The sequence below is a fragment of the Gottfriedia sp. NPDC058432 genome, from assembly GCF_042721555.1.
GTDB lineage: Bacteria > Bacillota > Bacilli > Bacillales > Bacillaceae_G > Gottfriedia.
Window position 1 is genome coordinate 16,257 of sequence record NZ_JBHXLC010000039.1, and the last position, 11,657, is coordinate 27,913.

Below are 11,657 nucleotides of genomic sequence, written 5' to 3' on the forward strand. Positions count from 1 at the left end.
ACCCTTAAATTAATTAATGATTGAGTTTAATCTTTAAACCGATATCCCACTCCCCATATTGTCTCAATATAATTTGGGTTGGATGGGTCAACTTCTATTTTTTCACGGATTTTACGGATATGAACTGTTACAGTAGAAATATCTCCGACAGTTTCAAATCCCCAAATACGATCAAATAATAATTCTTTACTAAATACTTTATTTGGATTTGAAGCAAGAAAGGAAAGTAAGTTAAACTCCTTCGCTGTGAATATTTTTTCTTCACCATTAACAAGTACTTTTCTAGAGTCCTTTTGAATCGTAAGTCCCCTTACTTGAAGTTCTTCTTCATTTATTTGATTTTTACTTGCTAAACGTTGATACCTTGAAAGATGAGCTTTGACTCTAGCGATTAATTCACTTGGGCTAAATGGTTTCATGATATAATCATCTGCCCCTAGACCAAATCCTCTAATTTTATCAATTTCTTCTGTTTTAGCTGAAACAATTAAGATTGGAATGTCTTTACTCTCTCGAATTTTTTTACATATTTCAAAACCATTTAATTCTGGCAACATTAAGTCGAGTATGATTAAGTCATATTCCTTTGATAAAGCTTTTTGAAGTCCGCTTTTTCCATTAGATTCTATTTCAACTTCAAAATCATTTATTTCTAAATAATCTCTTTGTAATAATGCGATACTTTGATCATCTTCAATAATTAAAACCTTTTTCATTTCGTCACCTTTGTTATTGATATCTTATTTAATGAAAGAAAAATGTTTGTATATTCACCAATTTGACTTTCTGCCCACACTTCTCCATCGTGCTCTTCTATGATTCTTTTTGCAATTGCCAGTCCTAAACCTGACCCACCTGTTGATACATTTCTTGATGGATCAGCCCGGTAAAAACGATCAAAAATAAACGGAAGCGCCTCTCTGGAAATTCCCTTACCGTTATCATGAAATTTTATCGTTATGTTTTCTTTGTCATCTATTAATTTTATGCTAATTCGTTTTTCAGCTTTATCCATGTATTTCAAACTATTTTGGATGATATTTGTCATTACACGTTTGAATTGTTCCCGGTCTATCAGAACAATACTATTTTCGCGATTCACATTCTCACTATAAGTAATACTTACATTTATCGGTTCTAAATCAAATTTTAACTCCTCGATACGATCGACTAAATAATCATGAATATTTACTTCTTCAAAATGAAAAGGTACACGTTTTAAATCTAACTTCGAATAAAGGAATAGTTCATTAATCAATTGATCCATATCCAAGGTTTTCAGATAAATTGTTTCAATATACCGATCCATTTTTTCAGGTGTATTCGCTACGCCATCTTTAATTCCTTCAATATAGCCCTTTATTGATGTAATTGGTGTCTTCAAATCATGTGAAATATTCGCAATTAATTCCTTACGATTTTCTTCGTATTTTTTCTGTATTTCAGCTGACTCTTTTAAATTTCTCCTCATTAATTCAAAGCTAATCGCTAATTGACCAAGTTCATCTTTGTTTATTGGTTTAACTTCAAAATCTAAATTCCCTTCACTGATATGTTTAGCAGCATTTGATAGATTTTTTACCGGCCTTAGTATGCTTCTTGAAACAAAATATGATAGCACCCCATTTGTAATTGCAAAAATAGGTACAATGATTCCGAAACGGAAAAAATAAAATGAATGTGGTGGATGACCATTAAATTTAGGTTCAAAAACTTTATAGTAAAACACACCGAGCATAATCTCAATAAGGATAAAAGAAATGATTGGAATAACAATCATAGCAATATTAGATAAGATTAATCGTTTTCGAATCGACAAAATATATTCCAACTTTCAGGCGAATGATGAACAATTACTTTATTACATTTTAGTTATTTGTTTGTGGGAAAGTATAATTCAGAAATATTAATTACCTATTATTAAATTCTTAAATAATCCTTAAATTTTATACTAACATCTTCGAAGAAAACAATATTTAAATAAAATATAAAAAAAGTGTGACACATCCAAGCGTCACACTCTTCATTATACTGATGTTTTACTTTTCTACAGGCTACCAATAAAATTCATTTTATCTACTTCCATCGTATCGAAAGCACCATCGATTAGTTTTCGAACATCTTGTAGGGTATTTTGTAATTTAACAGATGCCCCTGGACCTGTGAATTCTTCTGCTACGAAAAATGGTTGAGTTAAATATGCTTCTAATAATTCACCACGTTTATATGTCAATTTTTCAGTTTCAGGTAATGAATCAATTCCATGTACTGCTACTAGTGACCTTAACTCTCGATATCTACGTAGTAATTTCTGAGCTGCTTTTTGTACTTGGTTGTGGGTTTGGTCTGGTTGATTATCTTCTAAAACTGTAGATGTTGAATGAATAGGATTAATTGCAGGATATTTATGTCTGAAAGCTAAGTCTGCATCAAATTGCCATAATGTTTCTAATGGTCCGTAAGGGAAATCTTCGTCAACCGCTTCTCCTTTTAAATCAACTAAAAAAGTTGTTACATCTTCAATACCGATATCTGCTAATTTTTGTTGGAGACGGTTAATATCACCGGTAATGACGTTTGAACGATCCGCTGCAAAAGCAAACTCTACGTTTTTTCCTGCTTTTGCGATTGCTTCATATACTTCATCAATCGAATGACATACTAAATTTACATCAGCTAAAATATCATCGATTTCTGGATGCTCACCTTCTGGTTTTAATAAAATCGTAAAATATGAATCATTCTTTAATTTATAGAACATTTCTGCTAATACTACTAGTTGACCCATGCCTGGTCTTGCAACCAAGCCAACTGTACCACCTTTTACTAATGGAGCAAATAAATCAAGCGTTTTTATTCCTGTTTCAATCATCTCAATCTTCTCCCCTCTAATGATCAGTTCATCCAATGTACATTCTGCTAATGCAGCTAATGCGACTAGTGTTCTTACTTCTGAGCGACCAATTGGAATTTTTCCAGTACATAAGTTTGAAACAGTTGCTGGTCGAAGTCCAACAGTTTTCGCAGAAGTAGTCAAATTCGGTACTCTACGACGTAATAATGCGACATTCAAGCGTAAATTTTCCATCTTTCTCCTCCTTTAAGTTTAATTTATTCGAATTTACAGAATTAAGCAAGTATTTTTTACTTTTAAAAGTAATTTTTTTACCCTATAAAGTAAAAATAGGCATTTTTCACTAAAAATGTTTTCGTTCCAGAAAAATCACCAGACATTTTTAACGATTAGGATAAGTAGAATTCCCTAACGATGAACATAAAAAAAAGAGAAGTGGCTCAGTCTTCTCTTTTTTTTATGTTCATACTCAAAACCTACATAATAATAATCTTATTTCCATACTGCAAACACCCCTAGTCTGTATGGATATTTAACTAACAGCCCAAACAAAAAACATACATTTTCATACTTTAATAAGGATTAAACTAAAAAGGAGTTGATAAAATGAACTTTTTCCCTCAATATCGGACATTTCCAGGATTTCCAGGACAACCAGGCGGATTCCCAGGGCAACCAGGTGGATTTCCAGGATTTCCGGGACAACCGGGTGGCGGAGGTCAAGGTCAATCTCAAGGTCAACCGACTGCACCACCACCTTCATTCACACCACAAATGTCGCAAGCTACTGCATTTGCAGTAGATCCAGGTGCAATCGCTGGTTGTCGATTTAGAAATACTTATGTATGGTTGAATAATGGCGAACAATTTTGGTACTTTCCTACCTTCGTCGGCAGAACCTCAGTTGCAGGTTGGAGATGGATTGGCTGGAGATGGATATTTTTTGGAATCGATACCCATCGAATTAGATCGTTTACGTGCTTCTAAAAACTATAGTAAAAAAGCCTTGTGATTAGATATCACAAGGCTTTTTTAACGTAAGACATTTCCAAATTACTAGAATATACGTTTACTTGATTTCTACCATTCATTTTAGCCAAGTACAGAGCTTTGTCTGCAAAATTTAAGCCATCTACTAGGTTAGTTGATTCAATTGGCACGAAATTTAAACTTGATATTTTCAGTTCTATTTAATAAATAAGCCCATCATTAAAGTATTACAGTATTTTCCATCTATATAAGTATCTTCTTTCATTACCCCTTCAATTTCAAATCCTAAATTTTTATACAATTGAATGGCTTTAAGATTATCTTCATTCGTAACTAATTGAATTTTTCTGGTTAGATCATTTTGTTTAGCCCAATCAATTAATGATTGCATCAATAACTTCCCTAAACTTAATCCCCAATATTCTTTTTTAATTACAATGCCAAGCGTACCAACATGCTTTGTACGTTCCTTTTGACTGGAATTGATCGAACCGATACTTATTATTTGATCATTGATCGTACCTAATAATATAACTGAATTTTTTTCATTGAAGGTATCTTCTAAAAATGTCTGGTATTCTGCTTCATTTCTTTTGAACTCGTTTCCTCCAAATGATAAAAAGTTCGTTTCTCCACCTACGATGTTATAAAAATCTATAATTGATTTAGCATCAGTTCCAATTGCTTGACGAACTTTTACTATTTCTCCATTTTTTAATTTTAATTCAAACATTCTATTACTCCTTTACAAATTAAAAATAGCTGCATAAGCAGCCATTTCAGACTGTTGCCAAACGCTCGCTTTCTTCGTTGCTTCGCCTGTCTGCGGTGCTCATTACCGTCTAAGGTAACTCCGCTCCTCACCAGACTTCGCGCCTCGAAAGACAAGCGCTTGCAATCAGTCTGAAACCCAAGTTTTTTGTACTTTGTCTACACACTGAAATAGCTGCATAAGCAGCTATTTTTACATTTAAATATTATTAAACTAATATGCTAGATACATTTTATCATATAACATTTAAAAATCCATTTTATTCTCAACAATCTTTCTTTTCACACTAGTAAGAACAACTAAAAGCGCTCCACCTAGAACAATAGTCCCACCTACCACTTGAAGTAAGCTCATATTTTCATGAAATAGAATGGTTGAAAATGTGATTGTCACTACTGGCTCAACCATACTTAGTACTGCCCCTTTTGTCGGTCCTATTCGTTTTACGCCAGCAAAAAATGCACCCATCGATATAACACTTGATATAATTGAAATACCCAAAATTGAAATCCAACCAATCAATTTAAAATGAATGTGAATCGTGCTTGTCGATACGCCAACTAGTAAAAATGAAATGCTTGCAAATAATGAAATATATGCACTTGTTACTAATGGAGGAACATGCATCGAAACCCTCCCACCAACAATTATGTATATTGAATAAACGATTGCTGCTGCTAATGCTAGTATGATTCCGAATGGATTTATATGTTCTGCAGGAGCCCCCAACACGAGTACTATTCCGACCAACGATAATAAAATTGATATCGTTATATTTTTTGTTAATTGCTCTTTGTTTACTAAAAATGATAGAATTGCTACAAAAATGGGATATAAATATAGAATTAATGCTGCTAATGAAGCAGGAATGTATTTTACTGAGCTGAAATAAAAACTTGATTGAAGCATATACAATACTCCACCTAGTAAAACAAACAATACTAATTGTTTTTTCGTAATTTTAACTAATTTTTTACTAACCACTAAGTAACTAAAAAACATAATTGTCGCAAATGTAAACCTTAAAAATAATAATGTATTAACACTTACATTTTGATCATAAGCATAAAGCGCAAAAATAGGCATTAATCCAAAGGCCATTGCAGATATTAAAATTAATATGTAACCGAAATACAAACTATTTTCCCCCTTTCTATTTTACTTGTCAGAATATTATAATTTATTATTAGATAACAGTTTAACATAAAACTCTACCTCAATCTCTAACCATTTTCAAGTTGTACATATAAATTATGAAGATCATATTGTTTCAACAATCATTTTAAAGGAGTGATATAAGTGGAATTATTGGGAATTCATCATGTTTCACTACTTACTACAAAGACTGAAAAAAATTACGAGTTTTACACAAAGGTTTTAGGAATGAGACTTGTTAAGAAAACTGTAAATCAAGATAACACTTCCAGTAGTTTTTCACTAAATTATATCAAACTGAAAGTTGCTTAAAGTACTGGTATTAAAACGTTTTTGATACCTGTTAAAAATATTAAAAATCATATAAATTTGATTTTACGTTACCATTTTGTTACCACATTTTTAAATTATAGGACTCTTTATAAGCGCTTAAAACAACTTATTCAAAGACTTTTTTCTCTAACAACACTATTACTAAATGAAAAAAGGACCATTCCAGCACTATTACTGGAAAGGTCCTTTTTACTTGGAGTTTTAATGAATCATATTCAAAAAGCACTGTGACACATTAATAATACCATGTATTAAACAAAATAGACTGTCCTTATTTGAAATATCGTATTTCAAATAAGGACTCACACTTAACTCTACTAATATAGTAACGTTTTAATTGGATAATATATTCAAAAATATTACAAGGTGGAGGTATTACATGAAAAAATTATTTAAACAAGCTACTGTTTCTGTTATAACAGCAGCAATTTTAGGATTAATTATTCCAATGAAGTCACACGCAGAAGAGATTATCAAACCAATTAAAGAGAACACTTTTAATCAAATAAACACTCAAACTAGTTTACCTGCACCACCTATTATACAAGGGAGAGCAGTAAATGAAAAATATCCTCAAATGCCAAAGCCTACTGTAGAAGCATTTTCTAATGAGAACAGTACAGGTACAGGGTATTTAAGTGTATCCTGGGAGCCTGTTGAAGGTGTTACAAAGTATCAAGTAATTTTATTTAACGGTTCAATACATAGCTACTGGGATGTTCCAGCAGACCAAACTACTTGGACTACGAAAAATAAAGGCATGTTTCCTACAGAAGAACAGATAGAAGCTGGACAAGTTAATTTTAAGAGAGATGGTAGTGGAACTGAGTTTTCTTTTGACCCATCTACTCTTTACAAAAAAGCCTTTGAAGTAAATGGAGGAAGTTTCAACTATTCTACGGGTATAGATTATTACGTTAGAGTAACTGCAGTTTATAACGATGGTGCAAGTCCGATTTCATTTGCTGCAACCGGAGAAATTCCGCCGCCTGGACTAAATGATGTATTAAATACCTTATCTGACTCTGAATTAAATGAAATACTAGGTAAGTTAAAATCTTCATTCGATAAAGATTTAGAAACAAATAACTATTTATTTAGCACTAAGAAAGCTGAGGAATTAGGTTTACCTAAAGAAAACATTTTAAATTTAGACTATTACTTTAAAAATTATAATACTAGTGATGAAATAAACGAATTTAATAATTTTTTAAATAGTCATGAAGGCCCCTTCACCAAAGAAGAACTATTCCACGATGAAAGATCTCGAGTTTTTCCTATCGCATTAGTTCTAGCTATTGAAGCCGTCTTGATTGTAGCCGGTACAGCGATAGTTTGGGAATAATAACTGATATGTACAAATTATCTGCAATAAGTTTTTGTAAAAAATACCAAAAATATTCTAAAATTAAGAGAGCGTGTAAGGATTTAGGTTATTTAAAATAATAAATTAATAGGAGGTCAGTTACTTGCATCCTTTTTTAATACTTACACTTTCACTTCTTTGTGTACTGAGTTGTTTAGTCATTGCTATTTACTTTTTTATAAAACACATAAAAAAATATCTAAATAGATAATTTCATGAGTATAAGGGACTTTTTTATCAGTCCCTTTATACTTATTTTTAATATTTTAATCCAAGTCTTCTCGCCAACAACTAAACCTTTCTTCTTCTGAAATTCTTTAACTGCTGCTAAAGTTTTTTCACCATAGATTTTATCATCATTGATACCTAACTTACGTTGCACCATACCTACATATTTATTTTTAGAACCTTTTTTCATAAACTTACCATGATAAGGGACTGTATCATAAAGAGTAAGATTATTCTTTTCAATCGTACTAATCAATTTTTCTGCATAATTAGGATCAGTTGCATAACCTGCATTTTCAATTATCTGAGCTGCTACTTTATAATTCATTTCACCTATTACATCTTTGTATTTTCCTTTATCCCAACTAACCCCATTTTGTAGAGATTAGCTAAATCGTATAAAGATTCGTACCAAGAAGGATATTTTCTAAAAGTGGCATTTATATAATACTTTTCTTTTTTTGCATTGTATTCCGCAGTTTTCATTAACACGGATTGCCCCTTATAATTCACTTACATTTTGATCATAAGCATAAAGCGCAAAAATTGGCATTAATCCAAAGGCTATTGTAGATATTAAAATTAATATGTAACCGAAATACAAACCATTTTCCCCCTTTCTATTTACTTATCAGAATATTATAATTATTAGATGGCAGTTTAACATAAAACTCTTCCTCAATCTCTAACCATTTACAATGTGTACATAAAAATTATGAAAGTCATATTGTTTCAATAATAATTTTAAAGGAGTGATGAAAGTGGAATTATTGGGAATTCATCATGTTTCACTACTTACTACAAAGGCTGAAAAAAATTACGAGTTTTACACAAAGGTTTTAGGAATGAGACTTGTTAAGAAAACTGTAAATCAAGATAACACTTCCAGTTATCACTTATTTTATGGTGATGCAAAAGCAAATCCTGGGACAGAAATAACATTTTTCGATATCCCTAATCTAGGAAATACATACCCGGGTCACTCGATCATATCTTCAACTTCATTAAGAGTGGCCTCAACTGAGTCACTACATTATTGGAAGAATCGCTTTAAAGAACTTAATATTTCACATGATGACATACTTAAAAGAGCAAATCGAGATACTCTCGCTTTTCAAGATTATGAAGGTACAAGATTAATTTTAGTAGCTGATAATGGTGAAAGAGGTGTTTCACCGGGTACACCTTGGAATAAATCAGATATCCCAACCGAACATGGAATTCTTGGCTTAGGTCCAGTGACTCTAACTGTAAAAGATTCGATTCCTACTAGTAAAACTTTAACGGATGTTTTAGGTTTTAGACTTGTTGGCACTTACCCTTCTACAGCAGGAGATTTTGCAAGTATAGAAGTTTATGAAACCGGATTAGGTGGTGCTGGAGCAGAAGTTCACTTAGAAGTAAGACCAGACTTACCGAGAGCTAGACCTGGACGAGGAAGTGTACACCATGTTGCTTTTAGAGTACCAAACGAAGAAGAATATAATAAATGGGCCGACAAAATAAATTCACTTGGGATTACGAATTCAGGAAAAGTAGAACGGTACTATTTTAAAGCGCTCTATTTTAGAGAACCAAATCATATTTTATTCGAATTATCAACTGATACACCTGGATTTGATGTTGATGAAAATATTGATAAACTAGGTGAACGTTTAGCACTACCTCCATTTTTGGAGCCTAAACGTGCTGAAATCGAAGCAAGTTTACGTCCATTAGACTTTTATGAAAATTAATTTGATACATTGGCTTAATTATTTAATATAAGTACTTAAATTAAGTGGGTTTCCCCGCAATGATAATATCCCCTTATAGTAGACAGTTAAAAGAAAGGTGTTTGTACTGTCTACTATAGGGGGAATTTTTTATTGGGAAAACTAGAAAGACATATGATAATCTGGATAATGCATGCATTGTAAGCTTCTTCAGTCATTTTTAAACCGAGTGTTTTTACCGCTATCAGTTTAATGATCAGAACCAAGTTGAACATGCGGTAAAGCGATATATATATGGTATTACAAAAATAAAAGATTTCAAGAGAAATTAAAAACCTTACTCCTATTGAATACAGGGCAAGGGCTGCTTAAAATACCTTTTTTTTAGTGTCTACTTGACAGGGATAAGTCTATTACTGGAAAGGTCCTTTTTACTTGGAGTTTTCATGAATCATATTCAAAAAGCACTGCAACAACACTTAATTCTATCATGTATTAAACAAAAAAGACTTTCCTTATTTGAAATATCGTATTTCAAATAAGGACTAACACTTAACTCTACTAATATAGTAAAATTTCATTGGATTATATATCCAATAAATATTACAAGGCGGAGGTATTACATGAAAAAATTATTTAAACAAACTACTGTTACTGAAAAAAAAACACTCAATCTAGTTTCCCTGCACCTCCCATTATTCAAGGTAGAGCAGTAAATGATAAGTATCCCCAAATGCCAGCACCAACAGTTGAGGCATTTTCTAATGATGATGGCACTGATACAGGTTACATAGACGTTTCTTGGGAGCCGGTTGAGGATGTAATTAAATATCAAGTAATTTTATTTAACGGTTCTATCCATAGCTACTGGGATGTCCCAGCAGAAGAAACCTCTTGGACAACTAAAGACAAGGGTATGTTCCCTACAATTGAACAAATAGAAAATGGTCAAGTTAATTTTAGAAGAGATGGGAAAGCAACTGATTTTTCCATTGATCCAACAACACTTTATAAAAAAGCAAATGAGGTTGGGATAGGAGTATCTCTACTGCTATCAACAAACTACCTATTACATCAAACGCAAAAACTTTAATTAAGAAATATTTAAAATATCAAGCAGTAATGTCAACATTGAATATAGTAATAGATTTTAGTGGTACAATCGAAGATGGATTAACTTCTGCGTTCAAGAAGATGGGTTTATCAGCAGCATTAAGTGGAATAGCTGCTAGAGCTGTTGTATTTGTTCTTATATAAATTTTAAGGTTGGATGTATAATGAGTACTTTAATTCCTTGGTATCTTCGTGATAAATTTATATGGGCTGTTTGTATAATATTACCGCCCCTTGCTTATATAATTTTACTACTTAATAAAAAAAAGTTAAATCATAAAAAGTATGTAGAAAACTTAACAATAGCGACAATAATTGTTGGTATTTGGGTTTTAAAATTTTTACCTGGTAAACTTTATCCATCGTTTATCTTTACAGTATTAATAGGATATTATTTACGAAAATATTTTTATAAGAAAAAGAAATAGTGAATCTATGTACGTAAATAAATAATAAGCTACTAGTTTAGTAGCTTATTATTTTTAACTTAATACATCTTACTCCAATTCTTCTCTTCGACCACCTTTTTTATTTTCTACATCTCTATAAATACTCTCACCAATTCCTGTGATTTTAAAATTCTTAGGATTTCGAATACTATGTGTACCATCTTTTCTCCACAATAAGTGATCCTCTTTTTATAACGGTAAATAAGAGTGGAAGGTGAAATACCGGAAAAGAAGAGTGGAAGGTGAAATACCGGAAAAGAAGAGTGGACTGCAAATAAAATTAGCAAATCTGCATTTAAATATCGAGAATCGCAAATAAAACTTCCAAAACTGCAATTAAATTCAAGTGTATCGTAAATAAAATTGATAATTACCTATACCAGTAAGGGTATTTAAAGCTAAAAATTGTACAATTGTAGAAAATGAAATTGAAAATATACATACAAAATCGTATAAAAATATTCTAATAATCATAAATAAAGACCAATTATATTAACTACAGATGAAGATACTATTGAGATACCTCCACTATTTAGATCAAAATAGCCCCTCAGGTATAAATCTTTGATGTTCCCTAATCGGTCGTATGAATCGGCTACACTGAGTTAGACAATTAATTTAAGGTCAAGTAGACTAAAGCTATTAATTATTCGGGGAGAATCTACTATGACTAAAAGAGTTA

The 11,657-nt window shown here is 31.7% G+C and carries 14 protein-coding genes and 1 pseudogene; 7 read left to right on the forward strand and 8 right to left on the reverse strand.

The window, feature by feature from the left end:
• Positions 1–26 precede the first annotated feature (26 nt).
• The 3 genes from ACFWM3_RS23680 to ACFWM3_RS23690 all read right to left on the reverse strand — a co-directional run bounded on the left by ACFWM3_RS23680 (position 27) and on the right by ACFWM3_RS23690 (position 3,088).
• Positions 27–716: a response regulator transcription factor gene (locus ACFWM3_RS23680; RefSeq protein ID WP_390313154.1), complete on the reverse strand. Its 690-nt coding sequence runs from the start codon at positions 714–716 to the stop codon at positions 27–29.
• Positions 713–1,819 carry a sensor histidine kinase gene (locus ACFWM3_RS23685; RefSeq protein ID WP_390313156.1) on the reverse strand — a complete coding sequence of 369 codons (1,107 nt, stop codon included), beginning with the start codon at positions 1,817–1,819 and terminating at the stop codon, positions 713–715. The genes ACFWM3_RS23680 and ACFWM3_RS23685 overlap by 4 nt, the downstream gene beginning before the upstream one ends.
• Positions 1,820–2,047: 228 nt before the next feature.
• Complete coding sequence (locus tag ACFWM3_RS23690) at positions 2,048–3,088, reverse strand: ATP synthase beta subunit C-terminal domain-containing protein (protein ID WP_056466092.1); 1,041 nt, start codon at positions 3,086–3,088, stop codon at positions 2,048–2,050.
• 372 nt (positions 3,089–3,460) lie between these two features.
• On the opposite strand from ACFWM3_RS23690, the gene ACFWM3_RS23695 reads away from it, so the two are divergent.
• On the forward strand, positions 3,461–3,841 hold the full coding sequence (locus ACFWM3_RS23695) for a hypothetical protein (protein ID WP_056466093.1): 381 nt from the start codon (positions 3,461–3,463) through the stop codon (positions 3,839–3,841).
• A gap of 199 nt (positions 3,842–4,040) precedes the next feature.
• On the opposite strand, the gene ACFWM3_RS23700 is transcribed toward ACFWM3_RS23695, so the two are convergent.
• Positions 4,041–4,577 (reverse strand): GNAT family N-acetyltransferase, encoded by a 537-nt coding sequence (locus tag ACFWM3_RS23700; protein WP_390313157.1) that lies wholly within the window; start codon positions 4,575–4,577, stop codon positions 4,041–4,043.
• Between the two features lie 285 nt (positions 4,578–4,862).
• Positions 4,863–5,753, reverse strand: coding sequence for a DMT family transporter (locus ACFWM3_RS23705; RefSeq protein WP_390313158.1), 891 nt, complete (start codon positions 5,751–5,753; stop codon positions 4,863–4,865).
• A 162-nt stretch (positions 5,754–5,915) separates the two neighbouring features.
• Between ACFWM3_RS23705 and ACFWM3_RS23710 the strand changes: the two are divergent.
• Both ACFWM3_RS23710 and ACFWM3_RS23715 read left to right on the forward strand, forming a co-directional pair.
• Positions 5,916–6,044 (forward strand): annotated as a pseudogene (locus tag ACFWM3_RS23710) (VOC family protein); the annotation flags it as partial.
• A gap of 439 nt (positions 6,045–6,483) precedes the next feature.
• Positions 6,484–7,449 carry a hypothetical protein gene (locus ACFWM3_RS23715; protein WP_390313160.1) on the forward strand — a complete coding sequence of 322 codons (966 nt, stop codon included), beginning with the start codon at positions 6,484–6,486 and terminating at the stop codon, positions 7,447–7,449.
• A 220-nt stretch (positions 7,450–7,669) separates the two neighbouring features.
• Here ACFWM3_RS23715 and ACFWM3_RS23720 read toward each other — a convergent pair whose 3' ends face one another.
• Entirely contained in the window at positions 7,670–8,026 is a 357-nt protein-coding gene (locus ACFWM3_RS23720; RefSeq protein ID WP_390313161.1) for a peptidoglycan-binding domain-containing protein, read from the reverse strand.
• A gap of 8 nt (positions 8,027–8,034) precedes the next feature.
• Positions 8,035–8,184: a hypothetical protein gene (locus tag ACFWM3_RS23725; RefSeq protein WP_390313163.1), complete on the reverse strand. Its 150-nt coding sequence runs from the start codon at positions 8,182–8,184 to the stop codon at positions 8,035–8,037.
• Positions 8,185–8,459: 275 nt separating this feature from the next.
• On the opposite strand from ACFWM3_RS23725, the gene ACFWM3_RS23730 reads away from it, so the two are divergent.
• The 4 genes from ACFWM3_RS23730 to ACFWM3_RS23745 all read left to right on the forward strand — a co-directional run bounded on the left by ACFWM3_RS23730 (position 8,460) and on the right by ACFWM3_RS23745 (position 10,954).
• On the forward strand, positions 8,460–9,434 hold the full coding sequence (locus tag ACFWM3_RS23730; protein WP_390313165.1) for a ring-cleaving dioxygenase: 975 nt from the start codon (positions 8,460–8,462) through the stop codon (positions 9,432–9,434).
• Between the two features lie 712 nt (positions 9,435–10,146).
• Positions 10,147–10,506, forward strand: coding sequence for a hypothetical protein (locus ACFWM3_RS23735; protein ID WP_390313166.1), 360 nt, complete (start codon positions 10,147–10,149; stop codon positions 10,504–10,506).
• A gap of 38 nt (positions 10,507–10,544) precedes the next feature.
• Positions 10,545–10,670, forward strand: coding sequence for a hypothetical protein (locus ACFWM3_RS23740; RefSeq protein ID WP_390313167.1), 126 nt, complete (start codon positions 10,545–10,547; stop codon positions 10,668–10,670).
• A 20-nt stretch (positions 10,671–10,690) separates the two neighbouring features.
• Complete coding sequence (locus ACFWM3_RS23745; RefSeq protein ID WP_390313169.1) at positions 10,691–10,954, forward strand: hypothetical protein; 264 nt, start codon at positions 10,691–10,693, stop codon at positions 10,952–10,954.
• Positions 10,955–11,023: 69 nt separating this feature from the next.
• Here the strand turns inward: ACFWM3_RS23745 and ACFWM3_RS23750 are convergent, their stop codons facing one another.
• A complete protein-coding gene (locus tag ACFWM3_RS23750) occupies positions 11,024–11,149 on the reverse strand; it encodes a hypothetical protein (protein ID WP_286131552.1) in 126 nt (41 codons plus the stop codon).
• Between the last annotated feature and the right edge of the window lie 508 nt (positions 11,150–11,657).

What these genes read in the sequence shown, in the direction of transcription:
- ACFWM3_RS23680 (WP_390313154.1), bottom strand. Translation starts at nt 716, where the DNA reads ATGAAAAAGGTTTTAATTATTGAAGATGATCAAAGTATCGCATTATTA.
- ACFWM3_RS23690 (WP_056466092.1), bottom strand. Translation starts at nt 3,088, where the DNA reads ATGGAAAATTTACGCTTGAATGTCGCATTATTACGTCGTAGAGTACCG.
- ACFWM3_RS23695 (WP_056466093.1), top strand. Translation starts at nt 3,461, where the DNA reads ATGAACTTTTTCCCTCAATATCGGACATTTCCAGGATTTCCAGGACAA.
- ACFWM3_RS23700 (WP_390313157.1), bottom strand. Translation starts at nt 4,577, where the DNA reads ATGTTTGAATTAAAATTAAAAAATGGAGAAATAGTAAAAGTTCGTCAA.
- ACFWM3_RS23715 (WP_390313160.1), top strand. Translation starts at nt 6,484, where the DNA reads ATGAAAAAATTATTTAAACAAGCTACTGTTTCTGTTATAACAGCAGCA.
- ACFWM3_RS23720 (WP_390313161.1), bottom strand. Translation starts at nt 8,026, where the DNA reads ATGAATTATAAAGTAGCAGCTCAGATAATTGAAAATGCAGGTTATGCA.
- ACFWM3_RS23725 (WP_390313163.1), bottom strand. Translation starts at nt 8,184, where the DNA reads ATGAAAACTGCGGAATACAATGCAAAAAAAGAAAAGTATTATATAAAT.
- ACFWM3_RS23735 (WP_390313166.1), top strand. Translation starts at nt 10,147, where the DNA reads ATGCCAGCACCAACAGTTGAGGCATTTTCTAATGATGATGGCACTGAT.
- ACFWM3_RS23745 (WP_390313169.1), top strand. Translation starts at nt 10,691, where the DNA reads ATGAGTACTTTAATTCCTTGGTATCTTCGTGATAAATTTATATGGGCT.